The sequence below is a fragment of the Streptomyces sp. NPDC038213 genome, from assembly GCF_055600495.1.
In genome coordinates, this window is record NZ_JBVJYM010000009.1 from 42,933 (window position 1) to 69,238 (window position 26,306).

The following is a 26,306-nucleotide window of genomic DNA, read 5'->3' on the forward strand; positions in this document are numbered from 1 at the left end:
GGCGCGGAGGACACGGGCGGCCGGGGCGTGCCTGCTGGGCGAGCGTCGGGCAGATCGGCGCGGTCGAGGCTCGAGCCGTGCACGCCGGCCGTCGCCGGACCGTGGTCGGCAGAGTCGGTTCGGGAAGGCAGGGAGCCTTCTGTCTGCAGCGGTATGGCCTGGGTTACCGCGCGCGGCCCGACGAGCGCGGGGCGGCGGGGTGCAGAGCCGCCCCGGCAGCGACCCGGCTCGCCTGGGGTGCGTTGGTGCGGCCCGTCGTGACCACGGCGGTGCCCGATACAGCTGCGGGATGGCGGTAGTTGAGCCCGATCCCGAGTTTGGCCAGCCGGTCGGCGAGGACCTGGATGCGTACGGCCGTGGCGACGGGCCCGGACTCAGAATGCAGGAGGAACGCACCCTGATTCGGGACGTACTGGAATCCGGTCAGGTACAGGGTGTCTCGGGCTTCAGCGGGGACGTGTCCGTACGGGGCGCCGAGGAGCCCGTCCTCGTAGCGGACGAGCGTGACCGCACTGGTCTCTGCCGGTGCCTGTCGGTGGGCCGGAGGGGCAGGCCGTCGTCGCGCTTGCTCGCGCACGGCCTCCGCGGCCCGGGCGTATCGGGGGAGGAGTCGGCGGGAAATCGCGGCGGCGGCACGGACGGGATCAGCGCTGATCACGATCCCGTTCGGCTCGGGTACGCCATGGAAGTGGTGCGGCAGGAAGCCGGGCGGCTCCAGCGCGGCGACGAGGAACTGCTTGGGTCTGAGGGGCCGGTCGATGATGTAGAGCTCTTGTCCGGCCGGTCCGGTGAGGACCGAGTCGTGGCCGAGGACGAACTCGCCGACAGCCCAGTCGACGTGACCGTTGTCCCACAGCCGGTCAGCGGTCGGGAACTGATCGGGGTAGGAGGGGTGAAGGTGATACGCGCTTGTCCAGTCACCCGGGAGCCGATCTGCGATCTCCAGGGCGAAGGTTTCGAGTGGGGGTGAATTCCGCAGCATGGTCTCCGATATGTCGTGGGTGTGGCCAGTCGAGGTACGAGGCTGGGGCGCCTACAGGTCCTCGTGGTCGCGGTCCCAGTCGGCGTCGTCGAGGGTGTCCTGCTGGTACTGGAAGACGGCTTCCTCCAGCGGGTGGAGGCTGGAGATTCCGGGGTGGGAGCGGAAGGCGTCGGTGCGCTCGTGGATGTACTGCTGGGTGTCCGCGGCGGCGGTGATGGTGCGGACGGTGTTCCGCGAGGAGATCAGGCCCCACTGCGTCATGTCCGTCGGGGTGGTGTGCTTCATCCACACCCAGATCCCGTTGCCGAGCTTGATGATGCTCTCGGGGTGGTACAGGCCGCCGGTCCTCTTGTTGCGGCGAGGGCTGCGGCGCTCGCCGAGGTCCCGCATCAGGCCCTGGGCGGCCTTCCTCAGGACGGCGCCCTCCAGGTCGTCGCGCTCGCGGATCCGGGCACACAGGTCGTCGAGGAAGTCGTCCTTGTGCATACGGCCGACGTCGGTGGTGACGTGCTGGGCGGCTTCGAGGGCGAGCTGGCGCAGCTGGGGGTCGGAGGAGTACTTCACGGGAGGTCGCGGTCCTTCCAAACGGTGGCGATTTCGGCCAGGGCGGTTGCGGCGTGCTCGATCACTTCGCGGGTGACGGCGCGGCCGGGCGGGGCGAGTTCGGGGTCGTACTGGGCGAAGGTGCGGCTGCCGCGTATCTGAGCGAGGGCGGGGAGAACCTCACAGAGCAGGCTGGTGGCAACCCGGCGCTGCCGCAGGTCTTCCTCCTGCCGGGCCTTGCGTTCCGCCCATGCGCCCTGGATGGTGAGTTCGCCCTCGGCGACCCGGTCGGCCAGTTGGGGGTCCTCGGCACGCAGGCGTGCGAGCTGGGCCTCCGACGATTCGGCCTGGGCCTTGTTCTTCTGCGCTACCGAGTACGCCTCGTTCAGGCCCATCGTGCCGTTGATGACGGCCTCGGCCAGGTCCGGCGCATGCCGCAGGACCATGCTGGCCTGTCCGATGCGTCCTACCGAGACGCCGGCCTGCTCACTGAGTGAACGAACGGACTGTCCACCCGGAGAACGTCCGTCATGTTCACCGAGTGAATGCGACTTAGCCGTGATCATGGCGAGCTGGCCCTTGGTCAGGTTCCGGCGCTGCTTGTTGGCCGACAGTACGAACCGGCCGGTGTCGTCGCCTTCGTAGGTGGTGTAGGTCGGCTCGATGCCGGCGATCTCGCAGGCCCGAAGTCGGTTCTTGCCGTCCAGGATCCGGCCCGATGTGTCGAGGACGACGGGGTTGTCGAGGCCGTGTTCGCGGATGTCGTCCGCGAGGAACTGGAGCTCTTCCTCGTCGAGTAGGGGGAAGAGCGCGGTGGTCGGGTGTAGGTCGATGGTGTTGTCCTGCCGATCTGTGGTGTTGGTCGGTTGGGCACTCAGTGCATGCGGGCATCGGTGTCGAAGAGCGACTTCTCTGTGGGGTGGAGGAGGTGCTGGACGACGAAGCTCCGGCCTGCGACGCGCCACAGGCCGCGTCCGCGGGTGAGTTGCGAGATGGCCTCGGTCTCGACGGCGGTGAGGCCGAGGAGGGTGGCGGCGGCCTGGATCTGGTCGGTTTCCTGGCGGTAGATGATGCGGGTGGAGCAGTCGGCCAGGAGTCCTTCGGCGAGGGCGCGGCCCTGGGATCCGGCGTCGCCCGCGGTGAGCAGGTCGGACAGCCGGTGGATGACCATGAGGTTGGCGATGCCGAGGCCGCGGCTCAGCTTCCACTGGGCCTGCATGCGCTGGAGGAGGCCGGGGTGGCGCATCAGCCTCCACGCCTCGTCGTAGACGATCCAGCGCCGGCCGCCGTCGGGGTCGGTGAGTGCTGCCTCCATCCACGCTGAGGCGCAGGTCATGGCCAGTACCAGCGCGGTGTCGTCGCCGGATCCCCCGAGCCGGGACAGGTCGATGGAGAGCATCGGGCTTGTCGGGTCGAAGGCCACCGTGGAGGGGGCGTCGAACATGCCGGCGAGGTCGCCGTGGACGAGGCGGCGCAGGGCGTGGGAGAGGTCGCGGGCAGCGTCGCCGAGGTGGCCGGAGACGGTGCCGGCGGCGGCGTCGAGGAGGTGGGGCTGGGCGAGGGTGTGGGCGATGTCGCCGAGCAGCGGGGCTCGGCCAGCGGCGGTGGCGGCCTGGACGACTCCGTCCAGAGCGATGTCGAGGGCGGTGTGCTCCATGGGGAGCAGGTCGCGGCCGAGGACGGTGCGGGCGAGGGAACCGAGCAGGAGCAAGCGCCGTTTGCGGACCTCGCCGGCCCAGTCCGCGTCCGAGATGGACGGAGGCTTCGGGGCGGCGTCAAGCGGGTTCAGCCGTCCCGGGAGCCCGGGGCCGAGGGCGATGGAAGTGCCGCCGAGCGCGGTGGCGACCGGCGTCCATTCGCCCTTCGGATCGCACGGGACGTAGACGCGGTAGCCGAAGGCGACCGAGCGGAGCGCGAAGGACTTCGCGAGGGCGGACTTGCCCTGGCCGATGACCCCGGCCAGAAGGATGTTCGGGTTGGTGAAGCCCTCGACTTTCCCGTACAGGGAGAAGGGGTCGAAGACGAAGGACCCTTCGGCGTGGACGTCGCGGCCGATGTAGATGCCCTCGGCGCCGAGGCCACCTTCGGCGAGGAAGGGGTAGGCGCCGCTCGCGGTGGCTGTGGTCATGCGGTGGGCGGGCAGGCGCAGGCGTTTGCCGCGGGCGGAGGCGGTGCCGGGGCGGCCGGCGGGAGCGTAGAGCGGCGCGGGCATCTCTGCCTCCGCCGCCGTGGCGCCGGTGGTCTCCACGGCGGCGGCCTGCGCTTTGGCGCGGGCTTCGGCGAGCTGCTTGCGGGCTGCGCGCCGGGTGGTGCGGTCGGCGCCGTGCGGGGTGAACAGGGGGCTGGCCGAGGCGCGGCGAGCCCGTCGTCCGGGGCGGTGTCGGGACATGGCTGGGGGATCGTTTCTGCGCGAGGTGGCTCAGGCGGTGCCGTGGTCGGCCGGGGTGGTCTTGCGGCGGACGGCGTGGCCGGAGGCGAGGTGGCGCTGGCAGATGGTGAGGACGAGCGGGCCGTCGGGGAGCCGGTCGGGGGTGCAGGCGGGGGCGGCGGGCAGGGTGTGGAAGGCGTCGTGGAGGCTGGCGGTGGCCTGCCACAGCCGCAGGTGCGCGGTGGCCAGATGCCGTCCTGACGTGGGGTGTTCGGGGCGCACGGTCTCGGCAAGCTGGTCGAGGAGCAGGTGCAGGCGGGTGACGTGCTCGTGCAGGTTGTCGAGGTGGCGCCGGTCGGCCGGGGTGCCCCGGCCGATGGACCGGGCGTGGTGGCGGATGCCGGCGGTCGCGGCCCGCAGGTACGGGTGGGCGTCCGTCGGGTCGGTCGTGGTGGTGGCCAAGAGGGTGGGGGTCTTTCTGCGGTGGCCTGGATGGATCAGGCGGCGGGGCCCTACTTCTCCTGGGCGGTGCGGGCGAGGGGGAGTGCGGCAAGGGCGAACGCGTCGGGCTGCTGGTAGTCGAGGCGGCGCAGGTCGACCTGGGCGGTGACGGCGGCGGTCTCGATCTGGGCGCAGGCTGCGTCCAGGGCCTGGTCGGTGTCGGCGGAGACGGTGAGCAGGCCGGTCATGGCGACGTCGGCGTGGCCGGCGATGAGCTGCCTCTCGCGTTCCTTGACGTCGCCGTACTCGACGACGTCAGCTTCGGAGTCGACCTGTCCGCGGCGGGCGCGCTCGTTGGCGTCGGCGATGATCGTCGCCTTGGTGCGCTGGACGTCGCGGATCGCAGACTCGAAGCCCTGGGGGACGTAGATGAGGGAGAAGGAGCGGCGCACCCCGGCGGTGAACAGCAGCTGGTGGAGGAAGCCCGCGAGGACTTCGGTCCGCGGCCAGTTCTCGACCCAGTAGGTGGTGTGGCGGGCCGTGTCGGTGATGAGCCGGTCAGGCTCCTCGACCTGGACGACGGGGCCAGCGGCGGCGGGGTCGGCTTCGGCGCGGCCGGTGTCCGACCACTGCTGCAGCGCGGCCAGGGCCTTGGGGTCGTAGGCGGTGCGGATGACGGCTGCGATCTCCCGCGCGTTCAGCCAGCCGTTCACGGTCAGACCGGCGTTGCGGGCGGCCTGGGTGAGGGAGGAGGTGGCCTGGCCGAGGACGGTGAAGGCTCCGGGCAGCCCGCCGCCGGCCTGGCTGATCAGGCGCTTGGCGGCCTTCAAGTCGAGGGAGATGGCCAGGTACGTCTCGTGCGGGGCGGCGGCCGGGCCGGCGGAGGCGACGAGATCGCTGTAGACCTGGCCGGCGAGCTGTGTACCGGGCCGGCCGTGGGTGTTCCAGTGCCGGGTCAGGGTGTCGCCGGAGTCGGGGACGGTCCGCTCCAGGACCTGGACGGTGGCGACGTGCCCGGTGCGCGCGATCCCGGCCAGGGCCCGCCCCCACGCCTGGACGTGAGAGTTCTGGGTGGCGGGGTCCAGCAGGGCGAAGGCGCGGCTGGTCACCCGGGCGACCGCGGTGAGGGTCTGCTGGTGGGGATCGTGCAGAGCCGCTGCCTGGCCGTCGGCCGGGGTGACCACCTTGATCGAAGCGGCTGTTCCCGGCAGGTGAAGGGTTCCTTCGGCGCGCGGGCGGGACACCGGACGGGCGAGCCACAGGGTCTGCCCGGTGCGGCGGCGCTGCGCGTAGCGGGCGACGATCGGCGCCCAGTCGATCAGGGACCGGCCCCGGCGGCGGACGGCGACGAGGGCGGCGACCCCCGCCCACAGCGGGGTGAGGATCAGGGCGCCGGGCAGGCCGGTGGTCACGACGGTGACCAGGAGCAGCGCGAGTGCTGCGGAGGTGAGGGCGAGCTGGGGCAGCGAGAGGCCGAGCAGGATCCCGCGGCGGGACCTGGTCGGGAACTTCACCGTCATCGGGGTGATCGTGAGGTCAGACAAGGCAAGGGCTTTCCGAAGGAGGCGGCCCCCGGGACGGGACACAGCGTTCGTGTCCCGTCCCGGGAACCAGGGGAGTGTCGGGTGTCAGGAACCGGCGGGGGACTGCGGCGTTGTGAACGGGCTGCCGCCCGTGCCGGACTCGGAGCCCTGCGCGGCACCGACGACGCCGGCGCTCGGAGGCGCTCCGTCCTGCGTGCTGCGCGGTGTGGCACCCGCGGGAGGTCCGCCGGGGGCGCTGTTGCCGGCCCCGACGGAGTTGCCCGAGTCCTGGGCCGCCGGGTTGGTCGGCATGGAGCTGACTGCCTCGTTCAGGCCGCTCTGGACCTTGTCCATGGCCGGTGATGCTCCGGTGCCGCCACCGCTTCCGGAGGGGCTGGAGGCGATGTCGCCGGGGAAGGCGCCGGATCCTGCGGCCGGGCCCTGCGGCGATGCAGCTCCGGCCCCGGCGGCGGCGCCGCCGGTTCCCGCGGTGGCTGCTGCGGCTGCCGCCTTGCGGGTCGCGTTCTCGGCGTGCTGCTTGGCGAGCTGGGCACCAGCCCCGCCGGAGCGGTGCAGGGTCTCACCGTCGGTGGACTCCGCCGCCCAGTGCACGAACTTGAAGGTCGCGTAGGGGCAGAGCATCACCAAGAGCATGATGACGATGCCGGCCATGACGTCGGCGAGCGCGGCGATCCCGCCGTCCGCGTCGGTCTTGCCCATGGCGGAGATGCCGAGGAGGAAGACCACGGTCATCAACAGCTTGGAGACGATCAGGGTGGCGGTCGCCTCGATCCAGCCGCGCCGCCAGCGGCGGGCAGCCTCCCATCCGCCGCCCGCTCCGGCGAAGACCGCCAGGGTCACGAGCACGAGGATGCCGACCTTGCGGACCATCATGACGCACCAGTACATGACAGCGCCGACGGCGGCGCCGAGGGCTGCGAGGGCGGCCACCAGCCAGCCCAGCGGGGAGATCGCCGCGATCTGCGAGACCTTCACCATGCGGCGGACAGCATCGTCGATCGAGGTGCCGGCTGCCGCGAACAGCGAGTCGGACAAGGCGTCGACGACTTCGATCGCGACCGTCGTCAGGGCGATGGCAGCGAAGCAGAAGATCACGCCGCCGACGGTGCCGGTGAACGCCTGGCCGAGTGCCTGTCCGTCGCGCTTCATCGCGGCCCGGACAAGCTGGGCGCAGAAGGTGGCGACGAGGATGGTCAGCCCGATCGGCAGCAGCATCTCGTAGTTGTCGCGGAACCATCCGGCGCCGAGGTCGATCTTGGTGGTGGTGTTGACGGCCTCGGCGGCCAGGTCGGCTGCTGCGGCGGCGAGTTCGCCGCAGGATTTGGCGATCCAGTTGCCGATGCCTTCGGTGATCGCCTTCCCCGGGTCGGAGACGAAGTCGATCGCGTCGGCCGCGTCGCAGAGCTTGCCCGCGACCGGAAGAGCGCAGAAGTCCACGACGGACTCCTCCTATCTGTTGCGGGTCAGGGGGCGGTGTTCGGCGCGATGGCGACCAGGGCGCAGTCGGCGCTGGGCCGGCACTGCACGGCGAGGGTGACCGAGCGGTCCTCGGCGCCGCCTCCGCCGTCCTTCCAGGTGATGGCTTGCTTGCCGGTGACGGTGACGGCGTAGATGTACGCCTCGGTCAGGGCGGCCGGGTTCTCGGCCAGGGCCTGCTTGAACGCCGAGGGGAAGTGCGACTGGGAGACCGTCGCGGTGGCGTGCTGGCCCTGGTCGTGCATCCGCGACCACAGCAGCGGGTCGGGCACCTGAGCCTGGATCGAGGTCCAGTCGGTGTACTTCGTCTCGGTCGTCATCCACGCGTGCATGCCGGCGAGCTGCTGGTCGCGGGTGGTGGCCCGGGTGTCGTAGGACCAGAGCATCACCGCCGCGGCGCGGCCGTAGGCGAGAGGATCGGACAGCTGCGGCGGCGGGGAGACCGTCCCCGTCGCAGCCTCCGCGACGGGTGCGGACGTGCCTGGACGGGCGGCCGGACCGCTGACGGACGGCTTGCCGGAGGGTGCCTTGCCCCGGCCGCCGCCGGAAGTGAGGTAGGCGGCAAGGCCGGCGCCGGCCAGGAGCAGGGCCAGGACCGCGGCGAGGACGGCGACGCGCCGGCCGGTGGACCAGTGCGCGGTGGCGGCGCGAACGCGTGGGCGGGAGCGCTTGCCCATCAGCGGACCTGCGTGCCGAGCGTGGAGAAGAACGCGATGATCCCGTTGGCGGCACCGAGACCGAGCGCGGCGCCCGCGGACACGAGGGCGCCCTTCTTCCCGTTGGCCTCGGCCTGGTGGCCACCGGTGTGGTGGCCCCAGGCCCACACGCCGAGGGAGACGGCGAGGGCGCCGACGACGGCGATGATCGCGGCCATGTTGATGGAGCTGACGACGTTGCGCAGCAGGTCCAGGCCCGGCAGGAAGCCGCCCTTCGGGGAGACGCCGGGGTCGTAGGCCAGGTACGTGACGCGGTCGGCTATCTGCTGGAGGTGAGCGAGGGTGGGGATGGTCGAACTCCTTGCGAGCGCAGGACAGATGGCCCAGCGGGAAAGAGGAAGAGGGGAAGGCGCGCGGCGGCATGCGGCTCGCGGCGGCCGGGGGAAGCGGCCCGTGGCCCGGGAAGCGGGCGGGGAGCGCTAGGAGTTGAGGGCGGGGATGCGGCGGACGGCGAGGATCTGCCAGTCGGCGACCTTCTCGATCCGCACGGGGCGCCCGGTCTTCGGCGCGTTGATCACGAGACCCGCTCCCATGTACATCCCGACGTGCTCGGGGACGGCGGCGGTGCCGCGGGTGAAGAGCAGATCACCGGGCTTGAGCGCGGTGACCGGGACCGGGGCGCCCTCCTTGACCTGGGTGTACGTGGTGCGGGTGAGGGTGACGCCGGCCTTCGCGTAGGCGACCTGCATCAGGGAGCTGCAGTCGCAGCGGCCCATCGGATCCGGTCCGTGGGAGTCCTTGCAGGTACCGCCCCACTGGTACGGGGTGCCGAGCTGGTGCATCGCCCAGTCGATCGCCGTGCGGGCCTTCGGGGAGGCGTCGGCGGGAATCTTGTAGCCCGCGGGGACGGTGCCCTGGGGGATCTCGCCCCACTGCGTTCCGTCCTCGCCGGGTCGGCAGCCGCCGCCCGCCGGGCCGCCCGGAGCCCCGGTTTCGCCTCCGCCCTGAGGGAGGGTCTTGACGATCGCCTCCTGCAGAGCACGGGCGAGCGACTCCCACTGGGCGTACGCGTCGGGATAGCCGGAGATCTGGACGGCCTGGGCGGCCTGGGTGATCGTCATCTGCTGCCAGCCCGCGACCTTGAGGAGTCCCTCGTAGAAGCGAGTGGAGGCATGGACGGGGTCGAGGATCTCCTCGGCGGTGCCCCAGCCCATGCTCGGCCGCTGCTGGAACAGGCCCAGGCTGTCGCGGTCGCCGTAGCGGAGGTTGCGCAGGCGGGATTCCTGTATCGCGGTCGCGAGGGCGACGACTTGGCCGCGCTCGGGGACCTTCATGGCGATCCCGGTGGCGATGATCGTCTTGGCGTGAGGGATCTGCTCGGCGGGTAGCTCCAGGCCCTTGATCTGGATGCCGGGGGTGGCGCCGGAGCCGCCGAGGATGCCCGCGACCTGCTGGGCGACGGCGTTGGCGTCGACCGTGTTGTCGACATCGCACTGCGTGGCGCGGGAAGCGGAGCTGCTGGCGGCAGCCGCTGTGGCGGCTGCGCCGGCCAGGAGGAGCGGAGAGAGGACGACGACGCCGACGGCTGCGGCTATGCCCTTCAATCCGCCGAGCCTCCCGAGGGAGCGAGGGTTCTGCGCAGGGTTGGAGGCAGGGGAGGGTACGGCTGTGTCACGAGTGGTCCTTGAGGTGAAGTCCGGCCGCGCTGGTCCGAGGTGAGAAGGGCGCGAGGGCCGGGATGAGGTGATCGGAAAGCCTGGGAGGAGTGGCCGCGGGGCGAGTTGCCTCTCGCCGGTCGGGCGTCCTCGGGGGCGTCGGGAGCGGGGTCAGGACAAGGCTGTGCCTCCAGAAGGCAGGGGGAGGGGTGGCCGTTCGGCAGCTGGGGCCGGGCGGTGGTCAGACTGTAGGTGCCGATTCCCGGTTGACCTAATTTCTCGCCTCGCAGGGGTCAACCGGGAATCGTGTCCTACAGTGTGGCTTCCCCCGCTTGCCCGCCGCTCTCCTTCGGCATGCCGGCCTTCCGTGCCTGTATTCGCCGCCGCGGCGCCCGCATTCAGTGCGAGGCGGGATTCCCACTCTCTTTCGTGACCCGAATCGGGGTACCCCTTTGCCTTTTTCCCTTCACCACGGCGACGCGCTCGGCGTCCTGGCCGGCCTTCCGGACGACTGCGTGGACGCGGTCATCACCGACCCGCCGTACAACTCCGGCGGGCGGACCGCGAAGGAGCGCACCTCCCGTACCGCTCGACAGAAGTACACCTCCGCCGACGCCGGCCATGAGCTGGCGGACTTCCCCGGCGAGAACATGGACCAAAGGAGCTACGGCTACTGGCTGACGCAGATCATGACCGAGGCCCACCGGCTGACGAAGCCCGGCGGTGCGGCGCTCCTGTTCACCGACTGGCGGCAGCTGCCGGTCACTACCGACGCGATCCAGGCGGCCGGATGGCTGTGGCGTGGCGTCCTGGCCTGGCACAAGCCGCAGGTCCGCCCGCAGAAGGGCCGTTTCAAGCAGTCCTGTGAGTTCATCGTGTGGGCGTCGAACGGTGCGATCGACGGCTCCCGTAATCCCGTCTACCTGCCCGGCCTTTACTCGGCGTCGCAGCCGTCGGGCAAGGCCCGGCAGCACATCACGCAGAAGCCGGTCGAGGTGATGCGCGAGCTGGTGAAGATCTCCCCGCCCGGCGGCACCGTCCTCGATTTCACCTGCGGCTCAGGTTCCACCGGCGTGGCCGCTCTCCTGGAGGGTCGCGACTTCATCGGCGTCGAGAAGACCCGGCACTACGCCGAGATCGCCTCCGACCGCCTCACCGAAACGCTCCAGCAGACCCTCGGGCAGGACGACCTCACCCTGACGTCCTGACCCGGATGCGCGCAACCGCGAGTTACGGGCGGTTCGTTATCCGCGCCTGCGCGCATTCGGGCCCTGCCGTCCCATCACCCGTTCTTGAATTTCCGGCTGCCGTGTGCGCCGGAGGAGGAGATTTCCTTGGAGCCTGACCCTCTGGAGGAATTCGGCGCCGCCGGGGAATTCGACCCGGTGCGCCTTCCGGAAGGCGACCTGGACAGCATCCAGGCCACCGTCCGCAAGCTGCTCGACCGCTCCGCCGAGCAGGCGCGGCAGCTCGACCACCTCGCCGCCGCACCGGGACCGGTGTCGCTGCCCGGCTTCGGCCTGCCGCCGATGCCGTCCGCGGCGATGATGCCGCCGGAGCCGCGTCCGATTCTGGAGCTGGACGGCGAGGAGTACGAGAGCGAGCTGGACCTGCTCACCGACTGGGTGGAGGACTTCCTCATGCCCACCTACGGGAGCGAGGTCACGACCGCCTCCCCATGGTGCGACCAGTGGCAGGAACACCTCGACGTCGTCGCCTGGCTCCACGCCCTGTGGATGGCCTACCTGCAGCACAAGGACCCCGAGGCCGGACCGGCCGGTCCCTTCGTATGGCACCGGGACTTCCTCACGCACTGCATGGCCGCCATCCGGGCCGCCGGCGGACCGCTGTCCGCCTGCCAGACCGACCCCGAGCGACCGTCACATCGCCTCCTTCGCGGCCCTGGCCGCTCCGTGCGCGCCGTAGCCCGCGACGCTGAGACGGCGCAGGCGGAGGAGTGATCGCCGAGGGCCGGCCGCCCGCCTTCGGCCTCACCTTCGACCCTCGCGCTTTGACCGACCTGCTCCAGGCCCCCAGCGACATCCGGGACCTGTCGCTCGCGCTGCTCCAGGAGGTCGTCAACGCCGACCGGCACGGGGGCAAGCTCACGGCCGAACTCGCCGGACTGCGCAAGCTCTACGTCGACCGCCAGGCCGCCTGGCGGATCGTCTACGCGCTGAGGCCGGCCCCGCCGGCCTCGGCCTATCCCATGGAGATCCACGTCGTGGCCGTCCGCCCCCGGGCCAACCACGACATCTACGACACCGTGGCCCGGCGCCTCGGCATCGACCACCGTCCGGTCGGCGCCCGCGCGCATGCCGCACGCACCCGCTCACCCCAGATCGACGCCTACCGCGAGATCCCGAAGCCCGGCCCGCCCCCCGGCCTTCCCCGTTCCGCCCAGCCCACCGTCCTCACCACGAAAGCCGTACGTTGACAGCCTTCCCGAACTTCCTTGACCACTTCGGCGAGAACCTCCTTGAGCTCCCGGCCGAGCCGGAGAACCCCCACCACCGCGCGTTGCTGGAGACCTACATCGAGGTCCAGCAGCTGGAGCGCCGCCTGCTGGAGGCCCTGACCAATCCGCACCCGGACATCACGCCGGACGGCTTCCACGCCTGCACCGAGATCCTCATCGACCGCATTGCCGCCGGTCAGGAACTCGCCGTCCTGCTGTCCGCCCCCTGCTGCTGCGCTCCCGCGGAGGAGTCCTCCTGCGAGGAGGACCCCGACAGTTGCTCCCCGGACTGCTATGAAGCCGTCGACCGCGCCGGCGACGAGGACGCTGCGGGGCGGCGTGGCTGCCGACGGCAGTGACCGGGGCCGCGCGAACGTGCCCCGGTCCACGACGACGCCCGTCCGCAAGGCGCTGACGTCCCTCGACCACCGCGTCGAGCTTGCCGTCGGCTACACCGTCGACCGGCTCTGGCGCGACCACGACCGCGGCTTGCTCGACGAGCAGACCGAGAGCGTCGCCGCCGCCCACCGATCCCTGTCCAGCGCCGAGCGGTCCGTCACCTTCTACCGCGTGCTCCTCCAGCGCCTCGCCAGCGGCGAGTACCCCATGGACTCCGCGCTCTTTGACCGCATCGGCCGCACGGTCACGCAGCTCCAGGAGGCTGTGCGCATCCGCGGCGTTCGCGAGACGGAGCTGTCCGACGTCCTCGAGCCCGTCGAAGCAAACGCCGCCCGCACCCCGGCCGGCCACGCCGACCTGAAAGCCCACGACATCGCCCTGCTCCTGGCGATCGGCCAGGGCGCCAAGCTCCGCGAGCACCTGCTCACCCAGCGGCTCTCCGTTGTGACCGCCTCCGGCACCAGGATCGGCCAGCATGACTTCGCCCGGCTGGAGACGGCCGGGCTCGTCGACCGCGACACCAGCCACCCGCTGCACGCCGGACAGCCGGTCGCTCTCACCGACGCAGGCCGCGCCGCGCTGGCCGCTCGCCCGTCCAGCCGTGTCACGAGCCGTCCCGCGCCACGCCCCGGTGCCTGGCCCGACGCCGCCACCCGCACGCGCTGAACCGAAGTCCCAGGAGACCCTTGTCCGCTTCCGGCTACGAACCCGCCTTTCGTCTTCAGGGCTACCGACCGGCCTCAGCAGCGGTGGAGCGGGAGTTCGGCGACCGCATCGCCCTGAGCGAGACCGACCTGACCACGCTGGCTCAGCACCACACCCCCGACGGCCGGCAGAGCTTCTTCGTCTTCCATGACACCTCCGCCATGTACGGGCTGCCCGGCGAACCACAGCTCCTCGCACTGCATCTCACCCGCGACACCGAGGCACGGACCTTCACCTTCGCCGGCGCACGCCTCCCGCTGTACGCACTCGCGCAGTCCTGGCTCATCCAGCGCCACTGCCCGCCCTCCGCCATCAGCCGGTCCGATGACATCGGCACCAGCCCCGCCGACACGATGACCACCGGGCTGGAGCAGCGCTTCCGCGACCACGGCAACCAGTTCTCGATCGTGATGAGTTACACCGGCGAGGGATACCCGACCCAGGAGACCGTCGTCCTCCTGGAAGCCGAAGACCGCACAGGGCCGCAGCCCTACCGGCTCCTGCTGGAAACCACCGACCTGCGGGCCCACACCCACCAGCTGCGCGAGGGCGCCTTCGGCACCGCGGACGCGGCGCTCGCCTGGCTGGACGACCGCAGCACGCCGCTGTCCAGGCCCCGGGCCACCAACTCCCCACGGTCCCCGGCGAAGCCTGCCGGCCCGACGACCGCCCCGGGCCGGAAGCGATGACCACCCGGCGAGAGCGGCGAAAGGTACCAGCAAATCCCCGGTTAGGTGAACCGGGGATTCTCCGGATCCTAGAGATCACCCGCCCGGAGCGACAGCTTCCGGACCTTCCCCCCTGTCCGCGTCAAGGAGAGGAGTCTGCCCGTGACCGACGAACCCGACGATGTCCTGCGCGCCGTCGCCCGCGAGATCGAGGACCGCTTCGGCGTCCCCGTGGACGAACTGCGCGAGGCCGTGGCCGCCGCCCGCGGCACCATCTCGTTCCTGCCCAGCGCGGTCATCCGCTGGTACGACGACCTCGAAGAGGCCCAGCGCCTGCTCACCTCGGCCGAGGACGAGCTGCTCGGCGCTCTGCAGTCCGCCCCCGCCGGCGAGCTGGACGAACAGGTCATGACGCTCGCGCAGCGCGTCGACACCGCGCTGACCATCCGCGACGGCCGGGCGCTGACCGTGCGCCACCTCCTGGAGGACTACCCCCTGCCCGAGCAGCCGGCCACCAGCCGCGCCGCCCGGAGAACCGGACCCGTACTCACCACCACCCCGGTCCCGCAGCCCGCCCCCGTATCCGCAAGGACCCGCCGATGAGCACCACCATCAAGCCGAGCAGCCGGGACGAGCGCTTCGCCGAGGTCTTCGGGGCCCCGCTCGACCAGCTCCTCGCCGCCCCCGAGCACACCCGGCACCTGCGCGAAGCCCTGGAACTGCGAGCGTTCCTCGCGGTGGCCGAGCAGCACGTGGCCAGGGTCCGCGACCGCGTCCACGACCGCAGCGCTCCGGACCGCCCGATGGACGAACTGTCCGAGGACGACCTGCGGATGGACGCCCAGTGGATGGAGGCCGCACTCCAGGCCCGACGCGGCTACCTGACGGTCCTCGACAAGGTCCTGCGATCCGAACCACCGCCGGAGCATCAACGCGCAGTGACGTTCAACCAGCCGACGATCACTGCCCGAGCGGTACCTGCGGAACAGATAACGGTCCAACGGGCGAAGGGACGTTGATTGCACCACCCCGTAGCCGACCAACTCGCCGAGCGGATCGAATCCCTCTACGGCAGACCCCGGGCCGACCTTGAGGCACATTCCGCCACCACCGACCAGCCGACCATGCTGGCCGCCCTCCTTGGGTCGCTGTCCGCCGTTGAACTGGCCGAGAAGAACATCGAGTTCCAGCGCGAGCGGCTTCTTCAGCTCGCCGACCCGGGCCGCGGCATCGGTCCCGCGACTCCCGGCCACCTCCTCGACTGCAGCCGCCGGATCGCCGAGTCCGTCGCCATCCGCGACACTCAGGCCCGCCACGCCAACGCCGTGATGCGGAGCCTTCACCGCGCTCCGGCCCCCGCCGCCACGCCCGTCGCCCAGACGCCCGCCCCGGCCGCGACCACCGCGCGAACCCGCTGAACACCCCACCACCACGCTCAGGAGTATCTCCATGCCCGCATCCGGCCTGCCCGCCCCCGCACCCCGTGACATCGACCTGGTGGTCCAGGCCCTGGAGGCGATCTCGCCGAGGTGGAACGCCTGGGTGCTGATGAGCCTCACAGAGCCCGCCCGCTACTCCGACCTCAAGGCACGGATGCCGTGGATGGCAGACGGACAGCTCCACCCGAAGGTCCGCGATCTGCAGGCCGCCGGCCTGGTACGGCGCACCGAGCACACCCGCCGCCACGTCATCTACACGCTCACCGACCGGGGTGCCGCTCTGCTGCCCGTCCTCGACCACTTCGCCGCGTGGGGGAGCAAGCACCTGGAGCGGCCCACCGTGAAGGACCCCGTCACCAAGAAGAACACGACCCGTCCGGCGGCCAAGGCCGAGGAGGTTGAGGACGCCCTCCACCTGATCTCGCGACGGCACGCCACCACGATCCTGTGGGCGCTCCGCGACCGCGGCGCCACCACCGGCGCGGCCCTCGCCTCTTCCGTACTCGTCGACGCTCACCCCACGGCCGTCTACCACCCGCTCAAGCACCTGTCGGACAAGCGCCTCGTGACGCGGGACCACGAAGGGAAGTTCGTGCTCACCGCCGCCGGCCGGGGCCTGACCCCCGCCTACGAGGCGCTCACCGCCTGGGCAACCGGCCAGCCCCCCGCCCGCCGTGCCCCGGCCCGGCCGGCCGCGGTGCCGACCCAGCACACCTCGAAGACAGTGGTGGCCGGCGCCGTGCTGAGGACGGCCCCTGCGGTGGCCTCGTGGAAGTCCGGCGATCTCTTCTCCCACCCGCCGGTCGCCCGCCCGGTCAAGGCTATGGTGCCTCCGGCGGGAGGCATACGCCGGTGAGCGAGGCCGCCGAGCCGCGGCCAGTGGTGGCCCTGGGCACGAAGACCGTCCGCGACGCCCTTGCCGCCCGCGGCCTCGTCCTCCGCTCCCACCAGCCCGGCACCGCCCTCGCCACCGTCGCTGACCTGATCCGTGAGACCACGGACAACGTCGATGAGGTGCAGCAGACGCTGCTGCAGCGGGCGGACATGGCCATCAGCCAGCTCCAGTCCGTGACGCAGGGCCGCGACCGCTACCGACTCGGCTCCACCGACGGCCTCCTGCAGTCCCTCGGCAGCGAGATCGACGCGCTCGTCGCCCGCAGAGGCGAAGGCATCCAACTCCTGCGGCTGCTCACCAACAGCTACGCCGACTTGAACGGCGCTCCCAAGCCGCCCCCGGCACCTTCCCGCCTTCCGTCGCCCCGCCGCGGCGGACGGTAGCCGCTCCCTCTCCTCCTCCTACTTCGTCTTCGTCTTCCACCCGCTTGCGGCGGGCGCCGCTCCTGATCTCCGACGAAAGCACATGACCGACTTCGTGATCGCCGGACCCCGGCACGCTCTGCCGCCCCAGCTCTCCCTGCTGCGGCGGATCTACCTCCCCCGTACCGCCGACGCCGGCGCCTTCGCGATGTCCACGTACGGCATCCCGCTGATCGTGCTGGCCACCACCCAGTCCGCCACCCTCACCGGCATCGCCTTCGCCCTGGAGTGGCTGCCCAGGCTCGCCGCCTTCTCGCTCGCTGGACAGGTCGTGGACCGGCACGGCACCAAGCGCGTGTTCCGCATCGCCTCGGTCCTGCGCGCCATGGTCGTCGTGGCCGCCGCCTTCATCCTGCCCACCCAGGCAGGTGGCACGGGAGCCACCATCACCGTGATGGCGCTCGCCGCGATCACCGGAGTCGTCACGGAGTTCTCCTACATCGCCGCCGAGACCGCCGGCGCGACCGCGAGCAAAGACGCCGGCGACCGCGCCCACCGGGTGCAGTCCGTCCTCCTCGGCATCGACCAGACCGCCACCCTCGCCGGACCTGCGCTCGCAGGGTTCCTCCTGCACGCCGTCGGCGTCACCGGCACCCTGCTGACAATGGCCGCCTGCTCACTGCTCGGGGCCCTGCTCGCCCCCTGGCACCGCGAATCGCGCCTCGTCCCGCCACCGGCGCCCGCACTCGCCGGACTGCGCACCGGCTGGAAGACCCTCGTCTCCATCCCGGCACTGGCCTGGCTCATCACCGGCCTGACCGTCTCCAACATGGCGACCGGCGTCCTGCAGGCCGCTGCCCCGGTCATCGTCGTCCAGCACCTCGGCCAGTCCAGCGCCGCCGTCGGCCTGATCTGGTCCGCTGCCGCAGCCGCCTCCCTGCTCGCCGTCGCCCTGTGCCGGTTCGCGATCGACCGCCTCGGCCTGTGGCCCGCGGGCGCGGCAAGCGCCGCCGTCGCCGCCCTGGCCGGGCTCGCCGTCTCCCAGGCCGGCGACTACACCTCCTTCCTCGCCCTGACCGCCGTCCTCATGGCCGGCGAAGGCGGCATGACCGTCGTCCTGCGCACCCTGCGCTCCCACCTCATCCCCGAGCCCGTCTTCGGCGCCACCCTCGCCGTCACGATCCTCGTGATGCTCACGCCCTTCCCGCTCGCAGGAATCGTCGTCGCCCTCACCCCCGCCGCCGCACTCGGCCACGTGCTGACCGCATGCGCCGGCCTCCAGGCCGCCGGTCTCGCGTGCGCGTTCTGGCGCCTGCGCCGCGAGCCCGCCATGCGCAGCCCCCGTACCACCCAGCCCGGAGCACCCACCACCCCATGACCACCCCGCACCTGTCGCGATTCAGCGCCGACCAAGCCCTCGCCGCCGCCTCCCTCGTCCGCGGACTCACCGACCGCCTCGCCGCCCTCACCTCCGCCGAGGCGACCACGCTCGCCGGCCACCTCCTGGCCCCCGGCGGCCTCGCCACCGACCTACGCCGCCTCCTCGACGCCGCCACCCGCCACCACCCGACCACCAGCGAAGACAAGGACCTCCCCGTGACCGTCCCCCCGACCTCCCTGACGCAGACCACCAGCCGCCCCACGGTCCTCGTCGTCGCCCCCGGCGACGAGGTGTACCGCGGCTACTGCCTGGGGCAGGTCGCCGCCGCCTACGACGTCGCTGTCATCACCCCGCAGCCCCTCACCTGGGAAGCCGAGCACATCGTCGACCACGAAGTCGCCGACCCGTACCAGCGCGACCAACTCCTCGCCGCCGGACAGGCGATCAGTGCCCGCCGAACCATCGCGGGCGTCCTGACCTGGAACGAGAACCTGCTCGTCCACACCGCGCAGCTCGCCGAGGACCTCGGCCTGCGCACCAATCCGCCGGCCGTGATGGAGAACTGCCGCGACAAGCACGCCACCCGCCGGCTCCTCGCCGCCCACCAGGTTCCCTCGGCACGCTCCGGCCGCGTCCGCGACCTGCTGGAGGCCACCATCCTGGCCGAGGACATCGGATACCCGATCGTCCTCAAGCCCGCCGGCCAGGCCGGAAGCGTCGGCGTCATCCGCGTCGACACCAGCGAAGACCTCGCCGCCGCCTTCGACTTCGCCGCGGCCGGCGCTGCCCTGGCCGGAGGCCAGAACACCGACGTCCTGGTCGAGGAGTACCTCGACGGCCCCGAGATCAGCGTCGAGTGCGTCACGCGGAACGGCCACACCCACGCGGTCGCCGTCACCCGCAAGAAGCTCGGCTTCGAGCCGTACTTCGAAGAGGTCGGCCACACCGTCGACGCCACCGACACGTTGCTCGACGAGGTCGCCCCGATCGCCGCCGCAGCGGTCCGCGCGCTCGGCATCGACCACGGCATTCAGCACGTCGAGATGCGCCTCACAGCCACCGGCCCGCGGATCATCGAGGTCAACGCGAGGATCGGCGGCGACCTCATCGGCCACCTCGTCCGCCTCGCCACCGGCCTCGACCTGCCCCGCATAGCCGCCGACCTCGCCTGCGGCGCCACCCCGAACCTGGAGCACTCCCGCCTGCGCGCCGCCGGGGTCACCCTGCTCTACCCGGAGACCTCCGGCATCCTCACCCACCGCTCCATCGACCGCGCCTTCGCCGACCGCAGTCGCTGGCTCGACGTCGTCCAGTGGATCGGCGCCGTCGGCGATCGGATCGTCCTGCCCCCGGAAGGCGACGTCGACGTCGCCCGCGCCGGCCTCTACGTCGTCACCGGCTATGACGCCGCCAAGGTCGAGGAACGCCTGGCCGAGACCGCGCAGCACATCACCCTCACCGTCCAGCCCGGCGGCCCTGGGACGGAAGGCGCCGCATGACGTACACGCCGGAAGGCGACGTCTACGTCTCCCCGCGCTACCTCGCAGGGGCCGACTGGTGCGGCGACGCGGGCTTCGTCCCCGTGAAGCACTGGCCCACCGTCCACCTGGAGGACGGCCCCTGCCAGATGCTGATCACTTCGCCCGACCAGCGCATCCGCATCGGCTGGTACGGCGACGACTTCGACGTCTACAAGATCTCCGCCAGCGAGGACGCCTCGTCCCCGACCCGCTGGTCGGCGACCTTCAACAACGAGTTCCCCGCCGAGATCGTCGCCGCCTTCACCACCGCCCTCGAACGCGACTGGGACGCGCGCAAGGACCAGGACCCCTTCATCGAAACCCCCTCCCCGTACTGGGCAGCACGAGTGCAGCCGCTGCTCGACGCGGGCTGGCAGACCCAGCGGCTTCCGGGCTCGACATCCCTCGGGGCTGGGGGCCGACCCAGCAGTGTCCGCGGCCCGTACGTCGAGATCACGGCCCCGGACGGCACCGCGGGGGTGTCCATCGACGTCGGCAGCGATGACCTCGACGAGGAGACGGTCCTGCTGTGGGCCGGACCCTCCGGATGGCACCGAGCCGAAGCCCGCTTCACCTCCCGCACACCCGCCCACCTGATCGCGGCCACCGCGCAGGCCCTGCTCGACCCGACACCGGTCCTGCGCTACCGCGAACAGCTCGCCCCCGAACTTGCCGCCCTGGCGAACCTCACCCCGCTCACCCCGCCGAAGACCCCCGTACCGACCCCGCTCGACGTCCAGCGTGTCCAGCGCCAGCCCCCGGCGATCACCACGCGCAGCGTCCCGCGCTGGAGCACCGGCACCCGGCCGCTGGCGACCGCCTCACCGCCCGCCGGCCGCTCGGCCAGCCGCTGACCCAAGGAGTCCCTTGCCCCTGTACGCGCAGGAATTCTTCGACCGGCTCGACCTTCCTCTCCCGTTCGGCACCGTCGTCGGCGACGTCTACTACGCGAACCCGACGGACTCGTCGATCCGCCTGCGTATCGAGTTCGCCCGCACGATCATGGACCGTCAGTACGACGGCCTGCGCCTGGCCGTCATCGACGCCGAGCGCGGCACCCTGGACACCGCACACCTCCGATTCAGCGAGCACGGCACGTTCACCCGCCGCGACGCCGAACGAAGGTCCGGTGACGGACGTGGCGTCATACGCGACTGGCACCAGGACGGCCTACCTCCCTGGGCCGGAGCCGACCTCACCGGCCTGCGGACCGCGATCGTCACCTTCGTTCAGGTCGCCTGCCCCGTCATCACCGCACCCCGGAGCTTCGCCGAACCCGGCCCGTGGACCGATCGCTGGCACGCGACGCTCTGGGCGACCGACACGGTCGTGCTCACCCGCCTCCACGAAGCGACCCAGGCCGTCCTCGACCTCGCCGAGAGCGGCACCCACGACGACCTGCCCATCACCCGGACCCTGCGCAACGCCCGCTACTACGTCATGGACATGCTCGGACTCCCGCTGGACCAGGGCATGCTCGCCGAAGCCGCGGCTGTCACCCAGCTCACCGGCCGCCGCCTCGGCCCCGACACCGCCGAAGCCCTCGAACGCATCGCCAGCCTGCCGATGGACCGGCAGCGCTCCCTCGTCCAGGCCGCCGCCCGACGGCACGCGGCCACCTCCACACCACTGCGGACGAGCCCACCAGCCGTACGAGCAGTCCGAGCCCCCGGCCCGACGCCGGCTGCCCGCTCCCACTGACCTCCACGTCCGACGCGACCCCCACCACACACCTGACCGAGGAGACCCCCTTCTTCATGCGTGCCACCCGCCGTACCGCGGCCACCCTCGCCGCGACCACCCTGGCGACCAGCTCCCTGATCTGGGCCCCGACCGCCTTCGCCAACGCACCCGAGATCCCCCCGGGCGCCGTCGAGATCACCAAGAAGGACCCGGACGGCACCCTCCTCGCCGGTGCCGTGTTCTCCCTCCTCGACACCCTCAACGGCACCAAGGCCCTGACCGGCAAGACGAACGCCGACGGCATCCTGCGCTTCGAGAACGTCCACCCCGGCACCTACCGTCTCAAGGAGACCGACTCCGGCAGCCCCCTCCACGACCTGGCCCCCGACCAGGACGTCATCGTCACCCCCGAGCACACCGCGAAGCTCACGATCATCGACGCCTTCAAGCCCGCCGAGTTGCTGGTGAAGAAGACCGACAAGAAGACCGGCACCCCCCTGGCCGGCGCCGTCATCAACATCACCCCCTCCACCGGCACCGGCAAGGCGATCGCCCTGACCACCGGCAAGGACGGCACAGCCACGGCGAAGCTCCCCGTCTCCTCCCGCAACGGCACCGCCTACACCGGCACCGAAATCACGGCCCCCACCGGCTACGAGCTCGACACCACCCCGGTCAAGATCACAGCCAAGCCCGGTGAGAAGACCACCGCCACCTTCGCCAACAGCAAGAAGGACAAGCCGACCCAGCCGCCCACCACCCCGCCGACCACGCCCCCGACGACCCCGCCGACCACGCCGCCGGTCACCCCTCCCACCACTCCGGCGACCACCCCGCCGGCCACCCCGACCCCGAGCCAGTCCACCTCCACCGCACCGGTGCCCCCGACCGACACCCCGAGCACCCCGCCCGCAAAGGGCTCCCTCGCACACACCGGCGCTGACTCCAACGCGTGGCTCCTCGTCGGCGGCGGCCTCCTGATCGCTGCCGGCGGCGGTGCCCTGATCGCCGCACGGCGCAAGAAGACGGAAGACGAGGAGGAGACCCCGGCCACCAACTGACCAGGGACACAGTCCCCCGGCCGGCACTCCAGTAGGAGACGCCCAGCCCGAAGGGCCCCGGGAACCATCATGGTTCCCGGGGCCCTCGACGTATTGGCGACGGCCGCGCCGAAGCGCGCCAGCGGGAGTCAGACCCGCATGACCGCCACCGAAGCGAGGAAGCCGGCCGCCCAGGCGAGCAGGAGGCCCTGTTCCCTGCTCAGGCCATTCGCGTTGGCCCACCGCTTCGCGAGTACACGAACCGCCATTCCGGTCACGGCCGCTACCTGAATCCTGGACATAGAACAGTCCTTTCGAGAGGGAGGAAAGACGCCTGAGTCGGCGCCGCCCACTCACAGAAGCAGCGCGAACCCGCTGGTGACAACGGCCGAAGACCCGTTTGCAAGTTAGAGGGGCCCGGCGCGGGAGTACATGGCTCGCCCGGCGGCCGATCGCCCCCCTACGCTGCCCCGCATGGCAGTTGAACCCCGTGTCCTGCAGCGCGATGACCTTCTTCGTGCCGCCACATCCGCCGGCTTCAGCACGATGAACGAGAGACGGTTGGAGGACTTCCGGCGCGACGGCCTGATGCCCCGTCCCGTCCGCGTCGGCAACGACGGTCGCCGCCCGGTCTGGGTCTACCCGCCGGGCAGCGACCGCCAGCTCGTCCGCCTCCTACAGTGGCGGGAGTGCACCTCGAACGTGGACGTGCTGCGCGTCGTGCTGTGGGTCGAGGACTTCCCCTTGGCCCTCGCCGCGGTCCGCGCCTCCGCAGCCGTCGTGATCGACGGGCTGTCGCACGAGCTGCAGCAGCTCCTGCGGACCGAGACGCGCCGCCGGAACCTCGGCCCCGGTGACAGCCTGGACACCGTCGTGGGCGCCGTCGCCGCGACCATGGCCGCGAAGCGAGGCGGGAACGCTCTGCCCCGCCCGATCCGCGTCCCGGCAGGCGAACGGGCCGCCGCAGTCTCGCACCTGCTGCAGATCTTCGCCCTCGGCACGCAGCCGGACGTGACGGAAGACGAGGCGGAGACGATCGAGAAGGTCCTCGGCGTCTCCCCGGGAAGACGCCAACGCATGGAGAACGCCGCCCCCTGGCTCACCGGTCCGGCCAGCGTCCTCGTCGGCGCTGCCGACTTCGTCTCCCTGCCGCGCATGGCCGAGGCACTCAGCCAAGCAACCGATACCGAATGGGAGGAAGCCCGACCGGCCGCGGCGGCGCTCTTCCTCCAGCTCCCCGTCTTCACTCGGGCTGTTGTGGCCATGACCGGCAAGGAGAACCCGGCCGGTCTGGGCGGACACTCCGCCCTCGACAGCGAGCCCCTCATGGCCGTTCTCCTGGTCGCCTTCGTCCTGGGAGCACGCCGGGCAGACTGGTCCGCCAACGTGGACGAACTGACTGACTCGCTGGCAGGCTGGCCCGCCCTGATCGGCGAGATGAAACAGGTACTCGACATGCCGCAGAGCGAACTCGCCCAGAACCTCGACGGCCACGGACCCGAGATGACGGCACGAACGGAGAGGATCGTCCGAGCACTCCTGGACGGCGAGCTGGACCCTGGCCCCAGTGCTGCGCACTGACGGCCGAAAACACCAGGGAAACCGGACCGTAGTCTTCTCCTATGAGTAGGGTCCGCGCCCGAGTGTGGCGCTTCACCGTTGAGAAGGGGAAGACCGGCGCGGAGGCCGTCGAAGCCCACGAGATCGGGCAGGGCCCGCTCCCGGTCTCCCTGGCCGCCATGGTCAACGTGAACGCCCTCGCCTGCGACCTGCGCAAGAAGGTCGACAAGAGCGTGCGCACCCACGAGATCAGCTTGCTGCTCAGCTACATCACCGGCGACCAGACCAAGGACCCGCTCGGGGTCAAGTGCTCTGCTTTGGACTCCAGCGCAGGACACATCCAGCGCTTCGTCAGCGAATGTACCGGGCTCGGCGTGATGAGTGCCGCAAGCGAGGTTCTGTTCGACTGGACTCACACCACCGACCGGCTCAGTAGTTTCGACGTGCTCCCCGGCAAGCTCCAGGGCGTATACGGCAAGTCGGGCGTACGGCCCGATCTCCTGTACGACCTGGCCGATGGGCCGATTGCGGGGGAAGCGCGCGGGCGGCGGAGGCGTGCCAAGCAGATGTTCCCGGCCGGCAAGGGCACTAAGGAACAGAAGGAGCGCCTGGAGACGCTGGCCCGCTGGTCTGCCAAGTTCCAAGATCACGCCTACTTCATGAGCTGGGTGTGGCTCGGTGAAGGCGGCGTCTACGTCGACATCTTCCTTCCGGATGGCTCCGCCGCCTTGTCGGACCTCAAGACCGGGTGGATCGAGGTGCCCGGATCCACCAAGCCTTGGCACTTCCGAGTTCCGCCGCCCGACCGCCGCCGGGTGATGGAACCGCCCCTTGCCGAGGACCTTGTCGTGACGCTTCCTGGGGTCGGCGGGCAGGCCGCGACCAAGGAGGCCATCCGAAGGGTGGGGCCGGCCGCCGAGGCCGCGATGAACCGGGCTTTCGAGCGTGAGGAGACCCAGCTCGGCACGCTCGCCGGCGTTCCCGTCCGAGGGCAGTGGATCCGCGGAGACGTCCTTGGACCGGCGCGTTACGAGGTACTACTGGGAGTCCTTGGCGAGCGGGTCGAGGTGGACCGCCGCGCACAGCGCGACCGACTGGCCTCCTTGACGGGAGACCGACTCGATGCCTTCCTCGACGGCCGCCTGCTCACAGTCGTACGCCCGGTCGACGGCCCTAAGCCGAGTTGGGACCGGATCAGCGCAGAGCTGCTGGAGCAACCCTGACGCCGAGACCTCGCGCGGCGAGAATCCAGTCGGTAAGCGGAACCCCGCCTCGACTGCCGCGCCGTCTGCCCGAGCGTCTCGCTAGGCTGCAGCGGTGAAAGCACCGTCCCTGCTCCCCGGCGATCCCTCCGAGCTGAGTCTGCGTCTCTGCTACACCGACGAACTCACCGACAGCCCGCAGGCCGACACCATGGAGCGGTGGGACGTGGCCGTCCTGCACGAGGAGACGACGGCGGGGTCGATCACCTTCTACCGGGTGAACCTCGATCGGGGCCTGAACGCGTTCCGGGTCATGGAGCAGGAATCCGACGAACTCGACGAGATCGCCCAGGCCCTGCTGGATCCGGACACGGGGAACTTCACCGAGGACGCCAGCGGTCAGCTCCCGTACGTGGGCTCCTCGTTGCTCGTCATGGACAAGGTGACCCTGGACGAGCCGTGGCGCGGGTACGGACTCGGCGCCATCCTCGCCATCGAAGCGATCCACCGGCTCATGGCCGGCTGCCGTGGCATCGCGTGCTCGCCGGGTGTCACCGACCTCAGCAGCGACTGTCTGAGAGATCAAACGGAGTGGGACCGGGTGAACGACAAGATCGCCCGGGGCTGGGAGCGCATCGGCTTCCGTCTCCACCAAGGCAACGTCTACCTGCTCTCGCCGGTCTCCACGCAACTGGAGGAGCAGCGGGGAGCAATGCGACGGCGGCTCGCAGAACTTGGCACCTCTTGGAGAACCGCCCAGGACGAGAGTCCGGCGCCCTGACCCACGGCCCGTCCTGTCGCGTCGGGACGCGTCCAAGGGCCCAATCCGAGAGTTCGCCCCAGGCAGACAGGAAGAAGCGGGGAAGGACTGGTGGACAGGGGCGAAGGGATGTCAACGTGGACCCCTTCCCGAAAATGTCCAGGTCAGAGAGGTGTATGCCCATGACCGTCGATGCCGCGAGGCCAGGTTTCTCCACCACTGTCGCCGACCTGAGGCTGCGGACGTGGCTGCTCGGCCCAGGGCAGCCGGTGGACGTCATCGACCTGTTCACCGACGCCGACTTCAAGGTCGTCGTCGACGACCGCGCCGATGTCCACATCAACTCCCGGGACGGGCGGCTCTACCTCGGCTGGTTTCCCGACGGCCGGCCCGGCACCGACGGAGAGGGCTGGAAGCTCGCCGTCACCGGCACCGCAGATGTGCCCGGCTACTGCGTCTCCTTCCGCAAGGAGACCCCCGCCGCCGTTGTCGCCGCCGCAGTCCGCAGCGTGCTGGCCACGTCCGCCCCCGCTGCCCCTTGCTGACCTAGGGACCCTGTTCCGCTCGAT

31 protein-coding genes are annotated in these 26,306 nt (G+C 71.1%); 20 read left to right on the forward strand and 11 right to left on the reverse strand.

Annotation, left to right across the window (positions count from 1 at the left end):
* Window positions 1-163 precede the first annotated feature (163 nt).
* The 10 genes from ACZ7JZ_RS15770 to ACZ7JZ_RS15815 all read right to left on the reverse strand — a co-directional run bounded on the left by ACZ7JZ_RS15770 (window position 164) and on the right by ACZ7JZ_RS15815 (window position 9,614).
* The gene (locus ACZ7JZ_RS15770; RefSeq protein WP_470938827.1) at window positions 164-982 is read right to left on the reverse strand and encodes a hypothetical protein; all 819 of its coding nucleotides are present in this window, start codon (window positions 980-982) and stop codon (window positions 164-166) included.
* Window positions 983-1,033: 51 nt separating this feature from the next.
* Window positions 1,034-1,546 carry a hypothetical protein gene (locus ACZ7JZ_RS15775; protein WP_470905647.1) on the reverse strand — a complete coding sequence of 171 codons (513 nt, stop codon included), beginning with the start codon at window positions 1,544-1,546 and terminating at the stop codon, window positions 1,034-1,036.
* On the reverse strand, window positions 1,543-2,490 hold the full coding sequence (locus tag ACZ7JZ_RS15780; protein ID WP_470938830.1) for a plasmid replication/partition related protein: 948 nt from the start codon (window positions 2,488-2,490) through the stop codon (window positions 1,543-1,545). Before ACZ7JZ_RS15780 ends, ACZ7JZ_RS15775 begins: the two co-directional genes overlap by 4 nt.
* Entirely contained in the window at window positions 2,400-3,914 is a 1,515-nt protein-coding gene (locus tag ACZ7JZ_RS15785) for a VirB4 family type IV secretion system protein (protein ID WP_383786327.1), read from the reverse strand. Before ACZ7JZ_RS15785 ends, ACZ7JZ_RS15780 begins: the two co-directional genes overlap by 91 nt.
* 30 nt (window positions 3,915-3,944) lie before the next feature.
* On the reverse strand, window positions 3,945-4,355 hold the full coding sequence (locus tag ACZ7JZ_RS15790; protein WP_329283908.1) for a DUF6238 family protein: 411 nt from the start codon (window positions 4,353-4,355) through the stop codon (window positions 3,945-3,947).
* A gap of 50 nt (window positions 4,356-4,405) precedes the next feature.
* Complete coding sequence (locus ACZ7JZ_RS15795; protein ID WP_376394104.1) at window positions 4,406-5,854, reverse strand: SCO6880 family protein; 1,449 nt, start codon at window positions 5,852-5,854, stop codon at window positions 4,406-4,408.
* A 108-nt stretch (window positions 5,855-5,962) separates the two neighbouring features.
* The gene (locus ACZ7JZ_RS15800) at window positions 5,963-7,315 is read right to left on the reverse strand and encodes an SCO6881 family protein (RefSeq protein ID WP_470938834.1); all 1,353 of its coding nucleotides are present in this window, start codon (window positions 7,313-7,315) and stop codon (window positions 5,963-5,965) included.
* 26 nt (window positions 7,316-7,341) lie between these two features.
* Window positions 7,342-8,031 carry a hypothetical protein gene (locus tag ACZ7JZ_RS15805; protein WP_470938837.1) on the reverse strand — a complete coding sequence of 230 codons (690 nt, stop codon included), beginning with the start codon at window positions 8,029-8,031 and terminating at the stop codon, window positions 7,342-7,344.
* The gene (locus ACZ7JZ_RS15810) at window positions 8,031-8,333 is read right to left on the reverse strand and encodes a DUF6112 family protein (protein ID WP_041662993.1); all 303 of its coding nucleotides are present in this window, start codon (window positions 8,331-8,333) and stop codon (window positions 8,031-8,033) included. Before ACZ7JZ_RS15810 ends, ACZ7JZ_RS15805 begins: the two co-directional genes overlap by 1 nt.
* A gap of 156 nt (window positions 8,334-8,489) precedes the next feature.
* Complete coding sequence (locus ACZ7JZ_RS15815) at window positions 8,490-9,614, reverse strand: C40 family peptidase (protein ID WP_470938839.1); 1,125 nt, start codon at window positions 9,612-9,614, stop codon at window positions 8,490-8,492.
* 503 nt (window positions 9,615-10,117) lie between these two features.
* On the opposite strand from ACZ7JZ_RS15815, the gene ACZ7JZ_RS15820 reads away from it, so the two are divergent.
* The 16 genes from ACZ7JZ_RS15820 to ACZ7JZ_RS15895 all read left to right on the forward strand — a co-directional run bounded on the left by ACZ7JZ_RS15820 (window position 10,118) and on the right by ACZ7JZ_RS15895 (window position 22,236).
* The gene (locus ACZ7JZ_RS15820; RefSeq protein WP_470938842.1) at window positions 10,118-10,873 is read left to right on the forward strand and encodes a DNA-methyltransferase; all 756 of its coding nucleotides are present in this window, start codon (window positions 10,118-10,120) and stop codon (window positions 10,871-10,873) included.
* A 126-nt stretch (window positions 10,874-10,999) separates the two neighbouring features.
* On the forward strand, window positions 11,000-11,626 hold the full coding sequence (locus ACZ7JZ_RS15825) for a DUF4913 domain-containing protein (protein WP_240449772.1): 627 nt from the start codon (window positions 11,000-11,002) through the stop codon (window positions 11,624-11,626).
* Entirely contained in the window at window positions 11,623-12,102 is a 480-nt protein-coding gene (locus tag ACZ7JZ_RS15830; protein WP_383794082.1) for a type II toxin-antitoxin system RelE family toxin, read from the forward strand. The genes ACZ7JZ_RS15825 and ACZ7JZ_RS15830 overlap by 4 nt, the downstream gene beginning before the upstream one ends.
* Window positions 12,099-12,482 (forward strand): hypothetical protein, encoded by a 384-nt coding sequence (locus ACZ7JZ_RS15835; protein ID WP_470938846.1) that lies wholly within the window; start codon window positions 12,099-12,101, stop codon window positions 12,480-12,482. The genes ACZ7JZ_RS15830 and ACZ7JZ_RS15835 overlap by 4 nt, the downstream gene beginning before the upstream one ends.
* A complete protein-coding gene (locus ACZ7JZ_RS15840; protein ID WP_470938849.1) occupies window positions 12,463-13,188 on the forward strand; it encodes a hypothetical protein in 726 nt (241 codons plus the stop codon). The genes ACZ7JZ_RS15835 and ACZ7JZ_RS15840 overlap by 20 nt, the downstream gene beginning before the upstream one ends.
* A gap of 20 nt (window positions 13,189-13,208) precedes the next feature.
* Window positions 13,209-13,916, forward strand: coding sequence for a hypothetical protein (locus ACZ7JZ_RS15845; RefSeq protein ID WP_470938852.1), 708 nt, complete (start codon window positions 13,209-13,211; stop codon window positions 13,914-13,916).
* A 141-nt stretch (window positions 13,917-14,057) separates the two neighbouring features.
* Window positions 14,058-14,498, forward strand: coding sequence for a hypothetical protein (locus ACZ7JZ_RS15850; RefSeq protein WP_383858352.1), 441 nt, complete (start codon window positions 14,058-14,060; stop codon window positions 14,496-14,498).
* Window positions 14,495-14,914 carry a hypothetical protein gene (locus tag ACZ7JZ_RS15855; protein ID WP_375881032.1) on the forward strand — a complete coding sequence of 140 codons (420 nt, stop codon included), beginning with the start codon at window positions 14,495-14,497 and terminating at the stop codon, window positions 14,912-14,914. The genes ACZ7JZ_RS15850 and ACZ7JZ_RS15855 overlap by 4 nt, the downstream gene beginning before the upstream one ends.
* A complete protein-coding gene (locus ACZ7JZ_RS15860; RefSeq protein ID WP_470938856.1) occupies window positions 14,915-15,313 on the forward strand; it encodes a hypothetical protein in 399 nt (132 codons plus the stop codon). It begins immediately after the preceding gene.
* A 31-nt stretch (window positions 15,314-15,344) separates the two neighbouring features.
* A complete protein-coding gene (locus tag ACZ7JZ_RS15865) occupies window positions 15,345-16,190 on the forward strand; it encodes a winged helix-turn-helix transcriptional regulator (RefSeq protein WP_470938858.1) in 846 nt (281 codons plus the stop codon).
* Window positions 16,187-16,612, forward strand: a complete 426-nt coding sequence (locus tag ACZ7JZ_RS15870; RefSeq protein ID WP_376394091.1) for a hypothetical protein — start codon at window positions 16,187-16,189, stop codon at window positions 16,610-16,612. The genes ACZ7JZ_RS15865 and ACZ7JZ_RS15870 overlap by 4 nt, the downstream gene beginning before the upstream one ends.
* A gap of 82 nt (window positions 16,613-16,694) precedes the next feature.
* The gene (locus ACZ7JZ_RS15875) at window positions 16,695-17,969 is read left to right on the forward strand and encodes an MFS transporter (protein WP_121827754.1); all 1,275 of its coding nucleotides are present in this window, start codon (window positions 16,695-16,697) and stop codon (window positions 17,967-17,969) included.
* On the forward strand, window positions 17,966-19,471 hold the full coding sequence (locus tag ACZ7JZ_RS15880; RefSeq protein ID WP_470938862.1) for an ATP-grasp domain-containing protein: 1,506 nt from the start codon (window positions 17,966-17,968) through the stop codon (window positions 19,469-19,471). The genes ACZ7JZ_RS15875 and ACZ7JZ_RS15880 overlap by 4 nt, the downstream gene beginning before the upstream one ends.
* Window positions 19,468-20,346 carry an SPDY domain-containing protein gene (locus ACZ7JZ_RS15885; RefSeq protein WP_470938864.1) on the forward strand — a complete coding sequence of 293 codons (879 nt, stop codon included), beginning with the start codon at window positions 19,468-19,470 and terminating at the stop codon, window positions 20,344-20,346. The genes ACZ7JZ_RS15880 and ACZ7JZ_RS15885 overlap by 4 nt, the downstream gene beginning before the upstream one ends.
* A gap of 13 nt (window positions 20,347-20,359) precedes the next feature.
* A complete protein-coding gene (locus ACZ7JZ_RS15890) occupies window positions 20,360-21,193 on the forward strand; it encodes a hypothetical protein (protein WP_470938867.1) in 834 nt (277 codons plus the stop codon).
* Between the two features lie 56 nt (window positions 21,194-21,249).
* Entirely contained in the window at window positions 21,250-22,236 is a 987-nt protein-coding gene (locus tag ACZ7JZ_RS15895) for an MSCRAMM family protein (RefSeq protein WP_470938871.1), read from the forward strand.
* 128 nt (window positions 22,237-22,364) lie between these two features.
* On the opposite strand, the gene ACZ7JZ_RS15900 is transcribed toward ACZ7JZ_RS15895, so the two are convergent.
* Window positions 22,365-22,517 (reverse strand): hypothetical protein, encoded by a 153-nt coding sequence (locus tag ACZ7JZ_RS15900; RefSeq protein ID WP_470938874.1) that lies wholly within the window; start codon window positions 22,515-22,517, stop codon window positions 22,365-22,367.
* 244 nt (window positions 22,518-22,761) lie between these two features.
* Between ACZ7JZ_RS15900 and ACZ7JZ_RS15905 the strand changes: the two genes are divergently transcribed.
* The 4 genes from ACZ7JZ_RS15905 (at window position 22,762) to ACZ7JZ_RS15920 (ending at window position 26,282) form a co-directional block, all read left to right on the forward strand.
* On the forward strand, window positions 22,762-23,796 hold the full coding sequence (locus ACZ7JZ_RS15905) for a hypothetical protein (RefSeq protein ID WP_470938877.1): 1,035 nt from the start codon (window positions 22,762-22,764) through the stop codon (window positions 23,794-23,796).
* A gap of 62 nt (window positions 23,797-23,858) precedes the next feature.
* Entirely contained in the window at window positions 23,859-24,998 is a 1,140-nt protein-coding gene (locus ACZ7JZ_RS15910; protein WP_470938880.1) for a hypothetical protein, read from the forward strand.
* Between the two features lie 94 nt (window positions 24,999-25,092).
* Window positions 25,093-25,758 carry a hypothetical protein gene (locus ACZ7JZ_RS15915; RefSeq protein WP_470938883.1) on the forward strand — a complete coding sequence of 222 codons (666 nt, stop codon included), beginning with the start codon at window positions 25,093-25,095 and terminating at the stop codon, window positions 25,756-25,758.
* A 161-nt stretch (window positions 25,759-25,919) separates the two neighbouring features.
* A complete protein-coding gene (locus tag ACZ7JZ_RS15920; protein WP_329283935.1) occupies window positions 25,920-26,282 on the forward strand; it encodes an SPDY domain-containing protein in 363 nt (120 codons plus the stop codon).
* Window positions 26,283-26,306 lie beyond the last annotated feature (24 nt).